This window comes from Demequina phytophila, assembly GCF_000971135.1.
In the GTDB taxonomy this organism is placed as follows: Bacteria; Actinomycetota; Actinomycetes; order Actinomycetales; family Demequinaceae; genus Demequina; species Demequina phytophila.
The window spans coordinates 71340-91202 of the sequence record NZ_BBLW01000004.1; the positions used below are offsets into that span (position 1 = coordinate 71340).

General features: G+C 70.3%; 21 protein-coding genes. 8 read left to right on the top strand and 13 right to left on the bottom strand.

The genetic code is table 11. The features are described from left to right. Genes AOM01_RS07285 through AOM01_RS07300 form a run of 4 tightly spaced genes read right to left on the bottom strand, consistent with a single transcriptional unit; the run spans position 1 to position 3595 of the window. Positions 1–876 (bottom strand): ABC transporter permease, encoded by an 876-nt coding sequence (locus AOM01_RS07285; protein ID WP_082110076.1) that lies wholly within the window; start codon positions 874–876, stop codon positions 1–3. Continuing rightward, positions 873–1670, bottom strand: a complete 798-nt coding sequence (locus AOM01_RS07290) for an ABC transporter permease (protein WP_062291201.1) — start codon at positions 1668–1670, stop codon at positions 873–875. The genes AOM01_RS07285 and AOM01_RS07290 overlap by 4 nt, the downstream gene beginning before the upstream one ends. Further along, positions 1670–2494, bottom strand: coding sequence for an ABC transporter ATP-binding protein (locus AOM01_RS07295; RefSeq protein WP_062291205.1), 825 nt, complete (start codon positions 2492–2494; stop codon positions 1670–1672). The genes AOM01_RS07290 and AOM01_RS07295 overlap by 1 nt, the downstream gene beginning before the upstream one ends. A 15-nt stretch (positions 2495–2509) precedes the next feature. Further along, positions 2510–3595, bottom strand: coding sequence for an ABC transporter substrate-binding protein (locus tag AOM01_RS07300; protein ID WP_228374245.1), 1086 nt, complete (start codon positions 3593–3595; stop codon positions 2510–2512). A gap of 240 nt (positions 3596–3835) precedes the next feature. Here AOM01_RS07300 and AOM01_RS07305 point away from each other — a divergent pair, with 240 nt between their 5' ends. Next, on the top strand, positions 3836–4636 hold the full coding sequence (locus AOM01_RS07305; RefSeq protein WP_062291208.1) for an FAD binding domain-containing protein: 801 nt from the start codon (positions 3836–3838) through the stop codon (positions 4634–4636). Continuing rightward, entirely contained in the window at positions 4633–7302 is a 2670-nt protein-coding gene (locus tag AOM01_RS07310) for a molybdopterin-dependent oxidoreductase (RefSeq protein ID WP_062291212.1), read from the top strand. The genes AOM01_RS07305 and AOM01_RS07310 overlap by 4 nt, the downstream gene beginning before the upstream one ends. On the opposite strand, the gene AOM01_RS07315 is transcribed toward AOM01_RS07310, so the two are convergent. Continuing rightward, positions 7286–8197: an XdhC family protein gene (locus AOM01_RS07315; RefSeq protein ID WP_062291214.1), complete on the bottom strand. Its 912-nt coding sequence runs from the start codon at positions 8195–8197 to the stop codon at positions 7286–7288. The genes AOM01_RS07310 and AOM01_RS07315 overlap by 17 nt on opposite strands. A 35-nt stretch (positions 8198–8232) precedes the next feature. Between AOM01_RS07315 and allB the strand changes: the two genes are divergently transcribed. Continuing rightward, positions 8233–9546: an allantoinase AllB gene (gene allB / locus AOM01_RS07320; RefSeq protein ID WP_062291216.1), complete on the top strand. Its 1314-nt coding sequence runs from the start codon at positions 8233–8235 to the stop codon at positions 9544–9546. 68 nt (positions 9547–9614) lie between these two features. Beyond that, on the top strand, positions 9615–10517 hold the full coding sequence (gene pucL, locus AOM01_RS07325; RefSeq protein WP_062291219.1) for a factor-independent urate hydroxylase: 903 nt from the start codon (positions 9615–9617) through the stop codon (positions 10515–10517). Between the two features lie 4 nt (positions 10518–10521). Here pucL and AOM01_RS07330 read toward each other — a convergent pair whose 3' ends face one another. After that, positions 10522–10707 carry a KOW motif-containing protein gene (locus AOM01_RS07330; protein ID WP_062291223.1) on the bottom strand — a complete coding sequence of 62 codons (186 nt, stop codon included), beginning with the start codon at positions 10705–10707 and terminating at the stop codon, positions 10522–10524. 46 nt (positions 10708–10753) lie between these two features. Between AOM01_RS07330 and AOM01_RS07335 the strand changes: the two genes are divergently transcribed. Continuing rightward, a complete protein-coding gene (locus AOM01_RS07335) occupies positions 10754–11635 on the top strand; it encodes a glycosyltransferase family 2 protein (protein ID WP_062291226.1) in 882 nt (293 codons plus the stop codon). On the opposite strand, the gene AOM01_RS07340 is transcribed toward AOM01_RS07335, so the two are convergent. From AOM01_RS07340 to nrdH, 6 genes are all read right to left on the bottom strand, one after another. After that, positions 11599–11940, bottom strand: coding sequence for a hypothetical protein (locus AOM01_RS07340; RefSeq protein WP_062291229.1), 342 nt, complete (start codon positions 11938–11940; stop codon positions 11599–11601). The two genes, AOM01_RS07335 and AOM01_RS07340, sit on opposite strands and share 37 nt — an antisense overlap. Before the next feature lie 4 nt (positions 11941–11944). Beyond that, positions 11945–12490 carry a hypothetical protein gene (locus AOM01_RS07345; RefSeq protein ID WP_156155886.1) on the bottom strand — a complete coding sequence of 182 codons (546 nt, stop codon included), beginning with the start codon at positions 12488–12490 and terminating at the stop codon, positions 11945–11947. Positions 12491–12673: 183 nt separating this feature from the next. Then, positions 12674–13648: a class 1b ribonucleoside-diphosphate reductase subunit beta gene (nrdF, locus tag AOM01_RS07350; RefSeq protein ID WP_062291234.1), complete on the bottom strand. Its 975-nt coding sequence runs from the start codon at positions 13646–13648 to the stop codon at positions 12674–12676. A gap of 44 nt (positions 13649–13692) precedes the next feature. Next, a complete protein-coding gene (nrdE, locus tag AOM01_RS07355) occupies positions 13693–15798 on the bottom strand; it encodes a class 1b ribonucleoside-diphosphate reductase subunit alpha (RefSeq protein ID WP_062291835.1) in 2106 nt (701 codons plus the stop codon). Positions 15799–15818: 20 nt separating this feature from the next. Continuing rightward, the gene (nrdI, locus tag AOM01_RS07360) at positions 15819–16220 is read right to left on the bottom strand and encodes a class Ib ribonucleoside-diphosphate reductase assembly flavoprotein NrdI (protein ID WP_062291237.1); all 402 of its coding nucleotides are present in this window, start codon (positions 16218–16220) and stop codon (positions 15819–15821) included. 12 nt (positions 16221–16232) lie between these two features. Beyond that, entirely contained in the window at positions 16233–16469 is a 237-nt protein-coding gene (gene nrdH, locus AOM01_RS07365; RefSeq protein WP_062291240.1) for a glutaredoxin-like protein NrdH, read from the bottom strand. A gap of 301 nt (positions 16470–16770) precedes the next feature. On the opposite strand from nrdH, the gene AOM01_RS07370 reads away from it, so the two are divergent. From AOM01_RS07370 to AOM01_RS07380, 3 genes are all read left to right on the top strand, one after another. Further along, a complete protein-coding gene (locus AOM01_RS07370) occupies positions 16771–18204 on the top strand; it encodes an amidohydrolase family protein (protein WP_062291243.1) in 1434 nt (477 codons plus the stop codon). Positions 18205–18355: 151 nt separating this feature from the next. After that, complete coding sequence (locus AOM01_RS07375; protein WP_062291246.1) at positions 18356–18634, top strand: hypothetical protein; 279 nt, start codon at positions 18356–18358, stop codon at positions 18632–18634. Then, positions 18631–18879 carry a hypothetical protein gene (locus AOM01_RS07380; protein ID WP_062291249.1) on the top strand — a complete coding sequence of 83 codons (249 nt, stop codon included), beginning with the start codon at positions 18631–18633 and terminating at the stop codon, positions 18877–18879. Before AOM01_RS07375 ends, AOM01_RS07380 begins: the two co-directional genes overlap by 4 nt. A 54-nt stretch (positions 18880–18933) precedes the next feature. Here AOM01_RS07380 and AOM01_RS07385 read toward each other — a convergent pair whose 3' ends face one another. Further along, positions 18934–19809, bottom strand: coding sequence for a CPBP family intramembrane glutamic endopeptidase (locus AOM01_RS07385; protein ID WP_062291252.1), 876 nt, complete (start codon positions 19807–19809; stop codon positions 18934–18936). Between the last annotated feature and the right edge of the window lie 54 nt (positions 19810–19863).

Sequence of the window (19863 nt, forward strand, 5' to 3'; positions counted from 1 at the left end):
TCAGACCCGCTTCGACGGGTGCATGCCCATCCGGGTGAGCACGGTGTTCTCGAGGATCTGGACCAGGTTGTACAGGACCAGCGAGACGCCGGTCACCACCACCACGGAGGCCCACAGCTCGTCGAACTTGGCGGACGTCGAGTAGCCGTTGATGGCGCCGCCGATGCCCTGACCGGTCGCGAGCCACTCGGCGAGCAGCGCACCGGTGATGGCGCCCGGCACGGACACGCGCACCGCGGCGAAGAACGCCGGCAGCGACGCGGGCAGCGCCACGGTGGTGAGCTGCTTCATGGGGCTGCCGCCGTAGACCTGGACCACCTCGAGGGTCTGCTCGGACGCCTGCTTGAGGCCGTACGCGATGTTCACGAGCGCCGGGAACAGCACCACGATGCCGCCCATGACCGCGACGGTCATGAACTCGCGCCCGAAGATCATGATGATCACCGGCGCGAACGCGATGAGCGGCACGGAGCGCAGCAGCAGCGCGAGCGGCATGACCGCGTGCTCGAAGCCCTTCGACAGGCGGAAACCGATCGCGCCGAGCAGCGCGAGCAGCAGACCGGCCGCGAAGCCGATGGTCGCGTCGCGCAGCGTGACCGCCAGGTTGGAGGCGATCTCGGCCCGGTTCTCCGCGGCATCGTCCTCCACGAAGAAGAAGTTCCACACGTCCGCCGGACCCTTGGCCACGTACGGCGACAGGTCGGAGACCCACAGCACGACCTGCCACATCACCACGACCGCGATCAGGGTGAGCGCGAACGTGAGAAGCGAGGTGCCCAGGGACTTCAGGGTCGCCCGGCGGGCCTGACGCTTCACCTGAGCGGCGAGCTCCTCGTCGTGCCCGGGCGTGGAGGGACGTTCTGTGACGGCGGTCATGCGGCGGCCCCCTTCGCCCAGGGCGTCGACAGCCGCGTGAGCAGCCCGACCGCCAGGTACAGCGCGAGCGCGATCGCGCCCGAGGCGAGCGCGATGCCCCACACGCGCGGCGAGTTGAGCGACTGCTGCGCGACGATCATCGCCGGGCCGACCCCCGTCTCGACCTTGCCGAAGTACTCGCCGAGCACCGCGCCCAGGAACGCCGCCGGCACCGCGATCTGCAGCGCGGTGAGCACCGCGGGCAGGGCCGCGACCACGCGCACCTTGCGCAGCTGCGTGAACCGCGACCCTCCGTAGACGTGCACGACGTCGAGGCTGGCCTTGTCCGCGGCATGCAGGCCCAGCAGCGACCCGACCACCGTGGTGAAGAACACGCTGAGTGCCGCGATGAAGATCGCGGTGCCGGACGGCTCACCCTTGGACGGCACCTCGAAGATCAGCACCAGCAGCGGGCCGATCGCGACGATCGGTATGCAGTAGGAGATCACCGCGAGCTGCATGACGGAGGCCTCGAGCTTGGGCACCACCATCACGAGCGCGGCCAGCACCAGCGCGACACCGTTGCCCCACAGGTAGCCCTGCAGCGCCTCGCTGAGCGTGACCGAGAAGTGGGTGATGTAGAAGTCGAGACCGACCTCGCCCCACTCCACCATCACCTGCCACGGCGTGGGGATGGCCTTGGTGTTGCCCGAGCCGACGTTCGCGAAGATGGTGATCGACGAGATCCACCACAGCGCCACGAGCGCGACGGCGCTGACGATCGCGGTGGCCCACGGCGGGAGCCTGCGCTCCATCAGTCGTCCTCGGTGGCCGCGCCGCCGGCGCCGAACAGCAGCTCAGAGGCCTGGTCCACGTACGCGTGGAACTCGGGGCTGCGCTGGATGTCGGGCGTGCGCGGGCGGGGCAGGTCGATCTGCATGACCTCCTTGACGCGACCCGGGCGCGGGCTCATGACGGCCACCTGGTCGGCGAGGAAGATCGCCTCGGATATGCCGTGCGTCACGAGCAGCGTGGTGGCCGGCTTGGCGGCGAGGATGCGCATGAGCTCGAGATTGAGCCGCTGGCGCGTCATGTCGTCGAGCGCACCGAACGGCTCGTCGAGCAGCAGCACGGACGGCTTGAGGACGAGCGCCCGCGCGATCGAGACGCGCTGACGCATGCCGCCCGACAGCTGGGACGGCTTGGCCTTCTCGAAGCCCTTGAGGCCCACCAGCTCGATGAGCTCCTCGATGTAGTCGTGGTCGACGGGCTTGCCCGAGACCTCGAACGGCAGCTTGATGTTGTTGTAGACCGACCGCCACGGAAGCAGCGCCGAGTCCTGGAACGCGATGCCCAGCTCGTTGTAGGCGCGCAGGTCCTTGGGAGAGCGTCCGTCGACGCGAGTGGTGCCGCTGGTGGGCTGCTCGAGGCCCGCGAGGATCCGCAGGATGGTCGACTTGCCGCAGCCGGAGGGACCGAGCAGGGCCAGGAACGAGCCGCGGTCCGTGTGGAGGTTCGCGTCCTGGAGCGCGGTCACGGTCTTCTTCCCGGAGGTGAAGACCTTGGTGAGCCCGGAGATCTGCAGGCCGGTGCCCGGGGCGGTCTCGCCCCGGGCACCGGTCTCGGTGACGTCGGTCACTGGTGCTCCCGCAGATCAGCCCGCGTAGGCGACGAGCTCGGGGTGCTCCTCGTAGACCTCGGCCAGCAGGCTGAGGTCGAAGAGGTCGGCGGCCTCGAGCTCGATGCCGGCGCCGGCGAGCGAGTCGAGCGTCGCGGCCTGGAGCTCGTCCGAGATGGTGAACAGGCCGTTCGCCGCGGTCTCGTCCGAGACCACCAGGTCCTCGGCCTGCGCGATCGCGCCGGCGATCGAGTTCTCGGGGTTGAGCTCGAGGTCGGCTCCGTACTCCTCGTACGCGAGGCGGGCGCCCTCCTCCGGGTCGTTGACCGCGTCGGTCCAGCCCATGATCTCGGCGTACAGGAACGCCTTGAGCGCGTCGCGGTTCTCCGCGATCGACTGGTCCGTGACGGTGACCGTCTCGGCGACGAACGGCAGGCCGTTGTCGGCGAAGGGCAGGTTCACGGTGTCGTAGCCGGCGGCCTCGACGGTGATGGACTCGTTGGTGAGGTACGCGATGAAGCCGTCGACCTCGCCGTTGGTGAGCGGCGCGGGGTCGTACTGCACGGGCACGATCTCGACGTCGTCGGTGGTGAGGCCGTTGGCGGCGAGCAGCGCCTCGAAGAGCGCGGTGTTGGAGTCCTGGACGCCGATCTTCTTGCCGATCATGTCGTCGACCGTGGCGATGTTGCCGCCGTCAGCCAGCGACAGGACCGTGAACGGGTTCTTCTGGTACGTGGTGCCGATGATCTTCAGCGGCGCCTCCTCCGCGGCGACCGCGGAACCGATCGACACGGCGTCCGAGAGCGCGACGTCCGCGGTGCCCGAGAGCAGCTCGGCGGCACCGGTCGACGGACCGGGCACCAGCTCGACCGAGTCGAAGCCCGCCTCGGTGTAGTAGCCCATCGAGTCCGCGAAGAACTCGCCGGAGAACTCCTCGTTCTTGATCCAGGACAGCTGGACGGTGAGGTCGCCGTAGGAGACCGCCTCCTCCATGGCCTCGCCGGACTCCGAGGCCGCCGGGTCGGCGTCGCCCGACGAGCAGGCCGCGAGCGCGAGCGCGGCGACCGCCGCACCGGCGGCGGCAGCCGTGAGGCGCCCCGCCTTGCCGTTCATGAAACGCATGTGTTCTCCCTCTTCGGATGGACGCGCGATGCGCCGGGGAGCATGGTGGTGGGGTCGCCTCCCGCGGCATCCGGACACACGCCCGGCACGTCGGGACGACGCTATGGAATGTTCATTTCATGAACATGCCCCGTTGTGTTTCGCCCTCGTAAATTCGCAGTTCCGTGACACAACCGTGACATTCGTGCGTGGCAGACTCGCCCGAAAGTCCCGATGGTCACGGTGCGGAAGGAGCGCGGCATGGATCTCACGACGGTCGCGGCCTACCGCCGCGCCGCCACCCGCGAGGACGTCCGCCTGGACCCGGGCGAGCGCTTCCTCGCCGGCGGGACGTGGCTGTTCTCCGAGCCGAACCGCGATGTCACGGGCCTGGTCGACGTGGCCGGGCTACCAGGTCCGAGCCTCGAGGTGAGCCGCGAGGGGCTCACCATCGGACCGGCCTGCACCATCGCGGACCTGCTCGCGCTGCCCCCGCACATCGGCTGGGCCGCGCAGCCGCTGTTCGCCGCCGCCGCGGACGCGCTGCTCGCCGGCTTCAAGATCTGGAACGAGGCGACCGTGATCGGCAACATCGCGCGGGCCTACTCGGCCGGCGCGATGCTGGCCGCCTCCGCGACCCTCGACGCCGACGCGCTGATCTGGACCGCCGCCGGCGAGGACCGCATCATCCCCGTCGCCGACCTGCCCACGGGCAACGGCACCACGTCGCTCGCGCACGGCGACCTCATCCGCGAGATCCGCATCCCCGCGGACGCCCTGCGCGCCCGCGCCTCGCTGCGCAAGATCGCGCTCGCGGAGCTGGGCCGCTCCGGCGCCGTGGTCACCGGCCGCGCGCACGCGGACGGCCGCACCGTCATCGTCATCACGGCCGCGACGCTCACCCCCACCGTGCTGAGGTACCCGGCTCCCCCCGGACCGGACGCTGCGCGCGAGGATGCGCGCGCCGCGACCGGCTTCTACGCGGACGCCCTGGGCGCGGCGGACTGGCGACGCCACGTCGCGGGTGTCCTGGCCGCCGAGGTCGCCGAGGAGCTCGCATGAAGGTCGACGGCGCACCCCTCGAGGGCGACCCTCGCCCCGGCCAATGCCTGCGCACCTACCTGCGCGAACGCGGCGTCCACACGGTGAAGAAGGGCTGCGACGCGGGCGACTGCGGCGCGTGCACCGTGCTGGTGGATGGGCGGCCGGTGCACTCGTGCCTCTACCCCGCGCTCCGCGCCGAGGGCCGCGAGGTGACCACCGCGGGCGGCCTCGCGCCCGGCGAATCTCCGCATCCCATCCAGGACTCCTTCGCCCGCCACTTCGCCTTCCAGTGCGGCTTCTGCACGCCCGGCATGACCGTCACCGCGTCCACGCTCACCGAGGATGACCTGCCGGAGCTCGACAAGCGCCTCAAGGGCAACCTGTGCCGCTGCACCGGCTACCGCCCCATCCGCGAGGCAGTCGAGCACGCGGTGCGCGGCTGCGGCGGGGAGTGCGTGGGGTGTCCCGGCACCGGCAGGACGCCGGAAGTCCCGCAGGGGGACGATGCACCGGTCGCCGCGGGCACCGACGTCCGGCCTCCCGCGGCGGACCGGGTGGTGCAGGGCCGGGAGCCGTACACGTTCGACGTCGACGTGCCCGGCCTCACCCATCTCAAGGTGCTGGGATCGCCTCACGCCCACGCGCGCATCGTCTCCATCGACGCCTCGGCGGCGCTCGCCATGCCGGGGGTCCACGCGGTCCTCACCCACGAGGACGCGCCCGTCACCCGCTACTCGACCGCGCGCCACGCCAACCGGCTCGACGACCCCCGCGACACCCGCATCCTCGACTCCACCGTGCGGTTCCGCGGCCAGCGCGTCGCGGCGGTGGTCGCGGACACGCCTGCGCTCGCGGAGGCCGGATGCGCCGCACTTCAGGTCGAATACGAGGTGCTTCCCGCCGTGCTCGACCCCGAGGAGGCGCGCTCTCCCGGCGCGCCGCTGATCCACCCCGGCCTCACGCCGGAGGACGGGGTCGAGGACGCGTCCCGCAACCTTGTCGCGTCCTGGCGCGGCGCCTACGGCAACGTCGGGAGGGGCCTCGCGCGGGCCACCGCGGTCGCAACCGGCACCTGGTCGAACGCGCGGGTCAGCCACGCGCAGCTCGAGACCCACGGCTCGATCGGCTGGATCGCGGAGGACGGCCGGCTCACCCTGCGCACCAGCACCCAGGTGCCGTTCCTCACGCGAGACGAGCTCGCGCTGGTGCTCGACCTCGACCCCGCCACCGTGCGGGTCTTCTCCGCGCGCGTGGGCGGTGGCTTCGGCGGCAAGCAGGAGATCTTCACCGAGGACATCGTGGCGCTGGCGGTGCTGCGCACGAGGCGCCCGGTCGCGTACGAGATGACCCGCGAGGAGGAGTTCGTGCGCACCGCGACGCGCCACCCCTTCCGGGTCACCGCGACGCTCGGGGCCGACTCCGACGGCCGGCTCACCGCCATGGACATCGAGGTGCTGTCCAACACCGGCGCGTACGGCAACCACGCGATCGGCGTGATGTTCCACGGCTGCGCCGAGTCGCTCGAGGCGTACCGCTCCCCCGCCAAGCGCCTGCATGCCGAGGTGGTGTACACGAACACCACGCCCGCCGGGGCGTTCCGCGGCTACGGCCTGGGTCAGGTGATCTTCGCGGTCGAGTCCGCGCTCGACGAGCTCGCGCTGCAGCTCGGGATCGACCCGTTCGAGCTGCGTCGCCTCAACGCGGTGCGCGACGGCGACAAGCTGGGGGTGACCGAGCGGCGCCACCATGAGGACCTCATCTTCGGGTCCTATGGGCTCGACCAATGCCTCGACCTCGCCCAGGCGGCGCTGGTGCGCGGCAACGGCGTCGAGGCCCCCGCGGGCTGGGCCGTGGGCGAGGGCATGGCGCTCAGCATGATCGCGACCATCCCGCCGCGCGGCCACCCCGCGACGGCCGCGGTCACCGCCTTCCCCGACGGCACCGTCGAGGTGGCGGCCGGCACGGTCGAGTTCGGCAACGGCACCCACACCGTGCTCACGCAGCTCGCCGCGGAGGTGCTGGGGATCGCGCCGGGCGCGGTGCGGTTGCGCACCTCCGACACGGACGCGACCTCGCACGACACGGGCGCGTGGGGCTCGACCGGCATCACCGTCGCGGGCAAGGCGGTGCATGCCGCGGCCGTCGCGCTGCGGTCGCTGCTCGAGGACGGGGCCGCCGTCCCTCCCGAGGGCCTCACGGCGCACGGCGAGACCGACGGCAAGATCCGCTCGCTCGCGTTCAACGTCCACGCCGCGCGGGTCGCCGTCGACGTCGAGACGGGCCGCGTGCGCATCCTGCAGTCCATCCAGGCCGCGGACGCCGGCACCGTGCTCAACCCCGCGCAGTGCCGCGGCCAGATCGAGGGCGGCGTGGCGCAGGGCATCGGGTCGGCGCTGTACGAGGAGGTGCTGATGGGACCGGAGGGCGCGCCCACCAACCCCGCCTTCCGCGTCTACCGGGTCCCGCAGATCGCGGATGTCCCCGACACCGAGGTCTACTTCGCGGACACCTCCGACTCGCTGGGTCCGCTGGGCGCCAAGTCCATGTCCGAGTCGCCGTACAACCCCGTCGCGCCGGCGCTCGCCAACGCGATCCGCCGCGCGATCGGGGCACGCCCCATGGAGCTGCCGATGACCCGCGACCGCGTGTGGCGGCTGGCGGCCGGGGTCACCGCCGATGGATAGCGCCGCGCGTCTCTCGCAAGGGCCTACCGCTCGCACCGGTCCGGTCCGCGATCACCTCGGCCAGGATCGCGATCGCGGTCTCCGCCGGGGAGGACCCACCCAGGTCCAGGCCGATCGGCGAGCGCAACCCGGCCAGCGCATCGTCCCCCACGCCGGACTCGCGCAGGCGCTCGAGCCTGCGCTCGTGCGTGACGCGCGAGCCCATCGCGCCCACGTAGCCTGCGGGCGAGGCGAGCGCGACCGCGAGCGCCGGGACGTCGACGCGGTCGTCGTGCGTGAGGACGCAGATCACCGTGGACTCCTCGATCTCGAGGTCGCGCAGGAACCGGTCCGGCCAGGCGACGTGGACCTCGTGCGCGGCGGGCAGCCGCTCGCGGGTCGCGAACACGGGGCGCGGGTCGACCACGATCACCCGGTAGCCGAGCGCGCGTCCCGCCGCGGCGAGCGCCGGCGCGAAGTCGACGGCGCCCACGATCACGAGGCGCGGCGCCCTGGGTCGGGTGAGGCGGTGGCCGCCGGGCAGCTCCAGCGTGACCTCGCCGTCCGCGAGGGACGCCTCGAGCGCGCGGACGATGCCGCGGTCGCCCGGTCCCACGTGGAACGCGAGCACGTCGACGGCGCCGCCGCACGCGAGGCCCGGCTTGAGGAGGTCGCCCTCGCCGCCGAGCGTCGCGTGCACGGGAGCGGCGTCGCCGAGGCGCGCGAGCGCGAGCTCGTAGGCCTCCGACTCGATGCAACCGCCGGAGATGGCGCCGATCGCGCGCCCGTCCGTCGTGACGGCCATCGCGGAGCCCGGCGCGCGGGGCGTGGAGCCGTGGACGGCCGTCACGACCACGACGCCGAGCGCGCCGCCCTCGTGCAGCACCCCCAGCGCCTCGCGCGCGATCTCGAACACGTCCGCCAGTCTGTCAGCCGTCGGGGAGGGAATCCATGAACGACCTCGTCATCCGCGCCGCGCGCGCCGTCCTGCCCGACGGGGAGGCGCCGGCGTCGGTGGTGATCGCGGGCGGGCGGATCGTCGCGGTCGGCCCGCACGATGCGCCGGTCACCGCGGCCGTCGAGGTCACCCTGGCCGCGGACGAGGTCCTATTGCCCGGCGGGGTCGACACCCACGTCCACGTGAACGAGCCGGGCCGGACCGAGTGGGAGGGCTTCGACTCCGCGACCCGGGCCGCGCGCGCCGGCGGCGTCACCACCTTCATCGACATGCCGCTCAACTCCATCCCACCGACCGTGTCGGTGGAGGCGCTGGGCGTGAAGCGGGCCGTGGCCGCCGCGAAGTCCCACGTCAACGTGGGCTTCTGGGGCGGGGCCATCCCGTCCTCGCTGGGATCGCTGCGGCAGCTGTGGGACGCGGGAGTGTTCGGCTTCAAGTGCTTCCTCGCGCCGTCCGGCGTGGACGAGTTCCCGCATCTGGACCGCGATCAGCTGCGCGTGGCGATGGAGGAGATCTCGGGTTTCGGCGGGCTCCTCATCGTGCACGCCGAGGACCCGGACGTGCTCTCGCTTCACGAGTCAGGGATCGGGCGCGGGTACGGGTCCTTCGTGGACTCGCGCCCCGAGTCCGCCGAGACCAACGCGATCGAGGCCGTGATCGCTGGGGTGCGCGCAACCGGCGTGCGCGCCCACATCCTGCACCTGTCCGCGGCCGCCGCGCTGCCGCTCATCGCGGATGCCAGGGCCGAGAGCCTGCCCCTCACGGTCGAGACCTGCCCGCACTACCTCACGTTCGACGCCGCCCACATCGATGACGGCGCCACGCAGTACAAGTGCTGCCCGCCCATCCGCTCGGAGGCCAACCGCGACGCGCTGTGGCGCGCGCTCGCCGAGGGCGTCATCGACTTCGTCGCCTCGGACCACTCCCCCGCGACCGCCGACCTCAAGTTCGCCGGCGACGGCGACTTCGGGGTGGCGTGGGGCGGCATCGCGGGGCTCCAGACGTCGCTCGCCGCCGTGTGGACGGGCGCACGCCTGCGCGGCTACTCGCTCGCGGACGTGTCGGCGTGGACGTCCGCGATCCCGGCGGCGTGGGCCGGGCTGGGCGCGAAGGGCGCGATCGAGGCCGGGCGAGATGCGGACCTGGTGGCGTTCGCACCGGACGAGCCGTGGGAGGTGCATGCCGCGGAGCTCGCGCACCGCAACCCCGTGAGCGCCTACGACGGTCGCGCGCTCACGGGTCGCGTGCGGCGCGTATGGATCGCCGGCTCGGAGGACGCGGACGGCGTCCTGGTCACACGCCCGTAACCCCTCGTAATGTCAAGGACACGCACGCGGACTAGCGTGACCCAGAGCACCCATCACCGGAGGTAGACGTGGCGATCATCCTGGGCGACCACCAGTACGGCAAGGCCGAGAACCGGATCGTGCGGATCGTGCGCGACACCCCGCGCCACGAGATCCGCGACGTCAACGTCTCCACGTGCCTGCGCGGGCGCTTCGAGGACGCGCACCTCACCGGCGACCAGGGCGCGGTGCTGCCGACGGACACCCAGAAGCAGACCTCGTACGCGTTCGCCAAGACGGTGGGGCTCGAGTCGCTCGAGCGGTACGCGCTCGCGCTCGCCACCCACTTCGTGGCGGACGTCGAGCCCGTGGACCAGGCCCGCGTCGAGCTCGAGGAGTTCGCGTGGGAGCGCGTGTCCGTGGGCGGCGCCGAGCACGACTTCGCCTGGGTCCGCTCCGGCCAGGAGGTCCGCACCGTCGCGGTGACCGTCGAGGACGGCGCGACGTGGATCACGGGGGGCCTCAAGGACCTGGTGGTGCTGAAGTCCTCGGGCTCCGAGTTCCACGGCTTCCTCAAGGACGAGTACACGGTGCTCGAGCCGACCTCCGACCGCATCATGGCGACGTCGCTGGTCGCGAAGTGGCGGTTCGGCGAGGTGGACGCCGAGACGTTCGACTTCGACGAGACCTACGCGGAGATCAAGGCAGCGTTGGTCGAGACCTTCGCGGGCTTCCACTCGCTCGCGCTGCAGCAGACGCTCTACGAGATGGGCAAGGCCGCCCTCGAGGCCGTGCCCGAGCTGGTCGAGGTGCGCCTCTCGGCCCCGAACAAGCACCACTTCGCGTACGACCTCGCGCGCTTCGGCATCGCGAACGACAACGAGGTCTTCCACGCGGACGACCGCCCGTACGGCCTCATCCAGGCGTCGGTGACCAGGGACGATGCGCCGGCCGCCGGTCCCGCCTGGCACCAGTACTCGGGGCTCGTGTAGGCGGTCAGCCCTCGACGAGGCGGACGTTCCTGGCGAGCGTCTTGAAGCGCTCGCCCGTGTCCTGGACCACGGTGATGGTCACGGCGCCGGTCTTGCTCGTCTTGAGGTCGGCCACCACGCCCGACTTGCCGGCGTGCGTCCCCGCGACCACCTCACAGCGGTCGCCGTCCCTGATCTCCGCGTCGGCCATGACCCCAGTCTCACCCCGGCGCCAGCCGCTCCACTAGCCTGGCGGCGTGTCCGAGGTCAGCGTCGTCATCACCGCCTTCGACCAGGGAGAGCTGGTCGCCGAGGCCGTCGCGTCCGCGTGGGCGCAGACCGTGCGGCCCGCGCGCGTGGTGGTCGTGGACGACGGCTCGAGCGATCCCGCATCGCTCACCGTGCTCGAGCGGCTCGCGGCGAGCGCCACCGAGGTGCTCCGCCAGGCGAACGCGGGCGTGAGCGCGGCGCGGAACGCCGGGATCCGCGCGGTCGCCGAGCCGTTCGTGGTGGTGCTCGACGGCGACGACCGGCTCGCTCCCGCCTTCCTCGCGCGCACGCTCGCGCTGCTCGACGGCGACCCCGAGATGGTCGCCGCCTCGAGCTGGATGCGCACGCACGGCGTGCTCGAGGCGGAGGTGCGGCCCGGCGGCGGTCGTGCGGTGGACTTCCTCGCGCGCAACGCGTGCCCCGCGACCACGCTGCTGCGCCGCTCCGCCTGGGAGGTGTCTGGCGGCTACGACGAGGCGATGCGTTCGGGTTTCGAGGACTGGGACCTCTTCCTGTCGCTGCTGGCCGGCGGCGGTTCGATCGGGATCGTGCCGGAGCCGCTGATCGAGTACCGCACCTCCCCCGTCTCGGCGAATGTCCGATCGATGACCCAGCGGCTCGACCTGTACGGCGCTCTCATCGACAAGCACCTGCCGCTCTTCGACGCGCACCTGCGCGAGGCTCTGCTCGCGCTCGAGGGACGTGCGATCGGGCTCGGCGCGCGCGTGGAGGATCTTCTCATCAGGCATCCGGAGGAGCCGCTCCGCGAGGTCACCTACGGCGACGGCGGGATGGCGGCCGCGGTGCGCGTCGCGTCAGCGCGCGCGAAAGGTCACGCGTCGGGGTCGGGAATCGGGTCGAACCAGTAGGTGCCCTTGTCGTCCGCGACCCATCCGAACCGTGCGTGCCCCTCGCCGATGGCGCCTTCGAGAACCTCCGAGATGTAGATCCCCAGCATCCCGAGCACGTCGCCATCCAGGAACCGGTCTGCCGCGATCGGCGCGGCGACCTCTCCGAGCTTCGCGTCGTCCACCACCACCTGCGCCACGAGAGGCACGCCCTCGAGCACCTGCTCGGGAAGCCTGGTGACCTGGAAGCCCTCCGGCGTGCGCACCGCCGGCATGCCCCCGTAGTAGCGGTTCCAGTAGGCGACGAGCTCGTCGACGGTGGTCATGGCCTCAACCTAGCGGGCGGCAGTGCCCGCCCGCGGGGGTCGCCGTGATGATCTTGTTCTGGCTGACATCGACGACGATCTGGAAGGTGCGCCACTTGAGGTACTGCCCGGTGCGTGCGTCGCGGACCGGCAGCGAGCGCGAATAGCAGTACTTGTTGTTGAGCCGGTAGAACTTGACCGCCGGATTCGCGAGCACGTTGCGGATCGCATAGTCCGCCATGTACCGCCAGTTTCCCGCGAGGTTGGTCCCCGCCGCGACGTTCTCGAAGTCGACGGCGTGGCGCATCTCGATGTGGCGGAACCCCCAGCGACGCTCCCCGCACCAGAGGCGGGTCTGCACCGTCCCGTAACGCTTGAAGGTCGCGATGGTCTTGTTCTTCGCGGTGCTCATGCCGCAGGCGCCCCAGGTCTGCCACGGGAGATCCGCCCCGAGCGAGGCGACCACGCTTCCATCAGCCACCGCCGACGCCTCGTGAGCCACCGCGATCGGACTCAGCAGCGCGACCCCCGTCGCGATCGCCACCCACACACCACGCCTGCGCATCGTCATCGACCCCCTCCGCCGGCGGAGCCGCGACCGTCGCGCACCCTTGCGACATGTCTACGGACGGGCAGAGGACGCGACAACGGCGCCGGCGGATCTGTGGATAACCCGGCCGGCGCATCGTCCCTCAGCGAAGAGGCCTCGCACCCGGATCGGGTGCGAGGCCTCTCGCGAGCGTACGGACGGGACTCAGAAGTCCCAGTCGTCGTCCGTGGTCTCCTCGTGCTTGCCGATCACGTACGACGAGCCCGACCCCGAGAAGAAGTCGTGGTTCTCGTCCGCGTTGGGCGACAGCGCCGAGAGGATCGCCGGGGACACGTCGCACACGGTGGACGGGAACAGCGCCTCGTAGCCCAGGTTCATGAGGGCCTTGTTGGCGTTGTAGTGCAGGAACTTCTTGACGTCCTCCGCCATGCCGAGGCCGTCGTAGAGGTCGTGCGTGTACTGCACCTCGTTCTCGTAGAGGTCGTACAGGAGGCTGAAGGTGTAGTCCTTCAGCTCCTCGCGGCGCGCCTCCGACTCGAGCTCGAGCCCCTTCTGGAACTTGTAGCCGATGTAGTAGCCGTGCACGGCCTCGTCGCGGATGATGAGGCGGATCATGTCGGCCGTGTTCGTGAGCTTGGCTCGCGAGGACCAGTACATGGGCAGGTAGAAGCCCGAGTAGAACAGGAAGCTCTCGAGCAGCGTCGAGGCGACCTTCCGCTTGAGCGGGTCCTCGCCGTGGTAGTAGTCGAGGACGATCTGCGCCTTGCGCTGCAGGTTCTGGTTCTCGGTGGACCAGCGGAACGCGGCGTCGATCTCCGGCGTCGAGCACAGCGTCGAGAAGATCGACGAGTAGCTCTTGGCGTGCACCGACTCCATGAACGCGATGTTGGTGTAGACGGCCTCCTCGTGCGGCGTCAGCGCATCGGGGATGAGCGACACGGCGCCCACGGTGCCCTGGATGGTGTCCAGGAGCGTGAGGCCCGTGAACACGCGCATCGTCAGCGTCTGCTCCTCGGGCGTGAGCGTCGCCCAGGACTGGATGTCGCCGGACAGCGGCACCTTCTCCGGCAGCCAGAAGTTGGCGGTGAGGCGGTTCCACACCTCGACGTCCTTGTCATCCTGGATGCGGTTCCAGTTGATGGCGTCGACGTGGCTGACGAGGGTCAGCTTCTCGGTCATGTCTGTTCCTTTTGAACGTGGCTTGAAGGACGATGCGCGGGACGCTACAGCATGCAGCTGACGCAGCCCTCGACCTCGGTGCCCTCGAGCGCCATCTGGCGGATGCGGATGTAGTAGATGGTCTTGATGCCCTTGCGCCACGCGTAGATCTGCGCCTTGTTGATGTCGCGCGTGGTGGCGGTGTCGGGGAAGAACAGCGTGAGCGACAGGCCCTGGTCCACGTGCTGCGTGGCCGCGGCGTACGTGTCGATGATCTTCTCGGGGCCGATCTCGTAGGCGTCCGCGAAGTACTCGAGGTTGTCGTTGTCCATGAAGGGCGCCGGGTAGTAGACGCGGCCCAGCTTGCCCTCCTTGCGGATCTCGATGCGCGACGCGATCGGGTGGATCGAGGACGTCGAGTTGTTGATGTACGAGATCGAGCCGGTCGGCGGCACCGCCTGGAGGTTCTGGTTGAAGATGCCGTCCTTCTGCACCTTCGCCTTGAGCTCGCGCCAGTCGTCCTGCGTCGGGATCGCGATGCCGGCCTTCTCGAAGACCTCGGCGACGCGGGCGGTCGCGGGGACCCACTCCTGCTCGGTGTACTTGTCGAAGAACTCGCCGGACGCGTACTTCGAGTCCTCGAAGCCCTCGAACGTCGCGCCCTGCTCCGTGGCGATCGCGTTCGACGCCGCGATGGCGTGGAACAGCACCGTGTAGAAGTAGATGTTGGTGAAGTCCACACCCTCCTCGGAGCCGTAGTGGATCCGCTCGCGGCCCAGGTAGCCGTGGAGGTTCATCTGGCCCAGGCCGATCGCGTGGGCGCGGTCGTTGCCGTAACGGATCGACGGCACCGCGTCGATGGCCGACTGGGTCGACACGGCGGTGAGGCCGCGGACCGCGATCTCCACCGTCTTGCCGAGGTCGCCGCCGTCCATCGCGGTCGCGATGTTCATCGAGCCCAGGTTGCAGGAGATGTCCTTGCCGGTCTCCGCGTAGGTGAGGTCCTCGTTGAAGGTCGACGGGGTGTTGACCTGGAGGATCTCCGAGCAGAGGTTCGACATGTTGATGCGGCCCTTGACGGGGTTCGCCTTGTTCACCGTGTCCTCGAACACGATGTACGGGTAGCCCGACTCGAACTGCAGCTCCGCGACCGTCTGGAAGAACGAGCGGGCCGAGATCTTGGTCTTGCGGATCCGCGAGTCGTCCACCATCTCGGCGTACTTCTCGGAAATCGAGATGTCGCCGAAGGGGACGCCGTAGACGCGCTCGACGTCGTAGGGGCTGAAGAGGTACATGTCCTCGTTGTTGCGCGCGAGCTCGAACGTGATGTCCGGCACCACGATGCCCAGCGAGAGGGTCTTGATGCGGATCTTCTCGTCCGCGTTCTCGCGCTTGGTGTCGAGGAACTTCATGATGTCGGGGTGGTGCGCGTTGAGGTACACCGCGCCCGCGCCCTGACGCGCGCCCAGCTGGTTCGCGTAGGTGAAGGAGTCCTCGAGGAGCTTCATCACGGGGATGATGCCCGAGGACTGGTTCTCGATGTGCTTGATGGGCGCGCCGGCCTCGCGGATGTTCGACAGCGACAGCGCGACGCCGCCGCCGCGCTTCGACAGCTGCAGCGCGGAGTTGATCGAGCGGCCGATCGACTCCATGTTGTCCTCGATGCGCAGCAGGAAGCAGGAGACGAACTCGCCGCGCTGCGCCTTGCCGGCATTGAGGAACGTGGGGGTCGCGGGCTGGAAGCGGCCCGACACGATCTCGTCCACGAGGCTCATCGCGAGCTCCTGGTCGCCCGCCGCGAGGGTCAGCGCGACCATGACCACGCGGTCCTCGTAGCGCTCGAGGTAGCGCTGGCCGTCGAACGTCTTCAGCGTGTAGCTCGTGTAGTACTTGAACGCGCCCAGGAAGGTCGGGAAGCGGAACTTCTTCGAGTACGCGAAGTCCGTGATCTCCTGCAGGAACTCCTGCGAGTACTGCGCGAGGACCTCCGGCTCGTAGTACTTCTTCTCGACCAGGTAGTCGAGGCGCTCCTTGAGCGAGTGGAAGAAGACCGTGTTCTGGTTGACGTGCTGGAGGAAGTACTCGCGCGCCGCCTCACGGTCCTTGTCGAACTGGATCTTCCCCTCGGCGTCGTAGAGGTTGAGCATCGCGTTGAGCGAGTGGTAGTCCATGCCCGTGCGGGGGGCGTCGATCACTGTTGCTTCCACAGCACATCCAATCCATGGCGGACGGCGTCCACGTCGTCCTGGGTTCCGAAGAGTTCGAACTTGTACAGGTGCGGCACCTTGCACTTCTGGGCGACGATGTCGCCGGCGATGCAGTAGGCCGAACCGAAGTTGGTGTTACCCGCGCTGATCACGCCCCGGATGAACGAGCGGTTGTGCTCGTCGTTCAGGAACTTGATGACCTGCTTGGGGACGGCCCCGCCCTCGGTGCCCCCGCCGTACGTGGGGAGCACGAGCACGTAGGGCTCGTCGACCTTGAGCGGCGCCTCCGTGGGGTACAGCGGGATCCGGTCCGCGGTCACGCCCAGCTTCTCGACGAAGCGATGCGTGTTGCCCGAGGCCGAGCTGAAGTACACCAGGGAGGCCATGCGGCGGCTCGGTTAGGAGGCGGCCCGCTCGGCGAGGGCGGCGATGCGGTCGGGCTGGAAGCCGGACCAGTGCTCGTCGCCGGCGATGACCACGGGGGCCTGCAGGTAGCCGAGCTTCATGACGGTGTCGTACGCGTCCTGGTCCTCGGTGACGTCGAAGATCTGGAACTCGAGGTCGGCGCGCTCGAGCGCCTTCTTGGTGGCCGTGCACTGCACGCAGGCGGGCTTCGAGTAGACCGAGATCGTCATGGGGACGTCCTTTCGAGAGACGAAACGTTGGACAGCAAGCGCCACTATATATGGGGGGTGCGTCCGGATGCCACCACTAGATGGTGTGTTTCATCCACAGATTTACACACAATTTACACACAGTGGAGGGACTTCCCTGTGGGTAAGTCGGAGGGACGATGCGCGACACGCCGCGCGACACGCCGCGCGACACGCCTGGGGTCACCGAGGGCGGCCTGGGGATACCCGAAACGCCCCCGAAACGGGGGCCGACTACGGTGACGATGCGCGCCGCGACCGCGCACGGGGGAGGATTTCAGGCATGCCATCGGCAGACACCGCACGGGACACCGGCGTCCGCGTGTATCGCGCTCATCTGTTCCACATCGCTGGCGCGCCCGCGCAGACGGACGTCGCCTCGCACCTGGTGTCGATCCCCGACGGGGCGCTGGTGGTCGACGGCGAGGGGATGATCGCGTGGACGGGGCCGTGGGCGGACCTGCCCGCGGCCTTCGCAGGCGCGCCCGTGACGCGCGCCGACTACCTGCTGCCCGGGTTCGTCGACTCGCACGTCCACTTCCCGCAGTCGTACGCGACGGCGGCCCACGGCGGCGGGCAGCTGCTCGAGTGGCTCGACCACTGCATCTTCCCCACCGAGACGCAGTTCCGCGACGCCGACTTCGCCGACCGCGCCGCGCGCTACTTCACGCGCCGCCGCATCGCGGCGGGGACCACCGCCGCGATGGTGTTCGGCTCCGCGTTCCCCGTGGCCCAGGACGCCCTGTACCGCGAGACCCTCGCCGCCGGACTGCGCATCGTCTCGGGGCGCGGCGTCCAGACCGTGGGCCCCGACGCCGCCGCGGCCCTCCTCACCACCGAGGACCGCGCCATCGAGCTGATCCAGGACGAGATCGACCGCTGGCACGCCGTCGACACCGGCGACCCGCGTACCGCGCACGTCCAGGTCGCGGTGGTGCCGCGCTTCTCGCTGTCGGTGACGGGGCGCACGCTCGCGGCGATGGGCGAGCTGTACGAGGAGGCGCAGCTCCACGGCGTCTACTTCCACAGCCACCTCAACGAGAACAATCGCAAGGGCGACGGCGAGATCGCCGCCGTGCTCGGCTCGTACGGGGTCGAGGCGTACCTCGACACGTACGACGGACGGTTCCTGCCGGGCTCCCGCTCGGGCGGGAGGTCGCTGCTGGGCCGCCGCTCGTCGCTCGCGCACGCGGTGCACTGCCAGCCGCGCGAGCTGGCGCGCATGGCGGAGACCGGCACGTCGATCGCGCACTGCCCCACCTCGCAGCTGTTCCTGGGCTCGGGCACGATGCCGTGGCGGGCGACCGTCGCGACGGGCGTCAACGTGGCGCTGGGGTCCGACATCGGGGCGGGCGACGAGTGGCTCATCTCGCGCGTGGCCGGGGACGCCTACAAGGTGCACATCTCCGAGGAGGGCGACGCGGGGACCGCGCTGCACCCGGCGGAGCTGCTGTTCGCCGCCACGCTCGCGGGCGCGCGGGCGCTCGACATGGAGCACGCGTTCGGCAACCTCGAACCGGGCAAGGACGCCGACTTCCTGCTGATCGAGACGTCGCGCTGGGAGCCGCTCGAGGGGATGCTGTCGAGGGGCATCCGCTCGGACGACGAGACGCAGGCGACGCTCGAGGAGCTGTTCACCCTCATGGTGGGGCTGCGCCAGCCCGCGATCGCAGGGGTCTACGTGCAGGGCCGCCGGGCGGTCGCGCCGGAACTGTAAGCCCGCGCCCTTCCGCGTTGTCCATCAGCGCCCCTGCGCGCCACGGGGAAGTCGATGACGGTCTCGCGAGATCCGCGTGCGTCATGGGGAGATCACCGACGTCCCCGCTCGCGTGACGCCCGGTGCGGCGCCGCATGGGAGGATCGCCGCCATGGCAGTGGTGGGAGATCGCATCGCGGAGCGCGCGGCCGAGGACTTCGGACGCGCGGCGCCGCGCGTGGTGAGCGCGCTCGAGCGGCTCCGCACCCCCCACGCTGCCGACCCGGAGCGCATCCAGGCGGCCATCCTGCTCGCGGCGCGGGGCAGCCTCACGCTCCTCGAGGACGCGCTCGACCACGCGCGCGAGGACTGGCCCGACCTGCTCGACCGCGCGGGACTCGCGGGCGACGACTGGCGCGACCGGATCGACTCCGAGCTCGGGCACGCGTGACCAGGCGCCGCGCGTGGGCGCTCGCCACCGGCCTCGCCGGGTGGATCCTCGCGCTCGTCTTCGTCAAGGTGTCGCTCGCGTGGTCCGACAGCCTCCCCTACGACCCCGCCGCGGCCGAGCCCCGGTACATCGTGCTGATCCTCATCACGGTCGCGATCGTGGCGTCCGGCACCGTGGCGGCAGCGCTGCTGTGGCGCCGGCCCCGGCCGCGGCGCGACCCGCACGACCCGGGACACGCTTCCTGACACACGACGGGCCGGACGCGCGGCGACCGCCCTGCGTCGGCACGGTGGAACCCGTCAGGCCGGCGTCCCCGACGGCTCCGAGGCGGGCTCGCCCAGGCCGTACTCCTTGAACCGGTCGACCCGCCCACGGATGAACCAGACCAGCAGGATGCCGAGGATCATCACCACGTAGTTCGCGAGGGCCGCGATCGACGCGAGGCCCCCGCTCGCGGCGGCATCCGTCTGCACGTCGATGCCGCCCGAGAGCAGCATGCCCGACGGGTCGGTGGTGGCGTGCAGGAGCATCGGCCAGACCAGGCTCCGCGTGACGCGCAGCGTGAAGTACATCGCGATCCCGAAGAAGAACGTGTACACCACGGTGACCAGCACCGTCGGGATGTCCATCGAGAACGCGTTGCCCAGGTGCATCGAGGCGAACACCAGCGAGGACAGCACGGCGACCCAGATCTCGCGGTAGCCGGCCCGGCGCAGCAGGTTGACCGCGAATCCGCGCGTCGCGAGCTCCTCCGCGAAGCCGACCAGGAGCCCCAGCACCAGGATCATCACCACGGATCCCACCGCGAAGCCGGCGTAGTCCGCCGCCACGAACCGCATGATGTTCCACACGAGCACGCCGAGCACCGGCACCCACATCCACCAGCTGCGGCTGAGGTTCGTGGGCTGGCGCAGCATCTGCCGCCACCACCCGAGCCGCGCGGCAAGGACCGCCAGGATGATGCCGTTGACCAGGATCGACAGGCAGGCGCCGAGGAAGATCGACAGGGGATCCGAGAGCAGGTTGTCGGCATCGATGAGGTCGCCGAGGACCGTCGCGACCAGGTAGCCGATCGCCGTGTTGATGGCGACGTAGCCGACGCCGATCAGCACCGCCTTCCAGAATCCTCCGCGATCCCAGAAGCCGTGGCGGGTCGAGGCATGCATCTCGGTCATGGGGGACTCCGATCCGAAGGATGGTGCGACGTTGCACCTGGAAACTATCGGAAC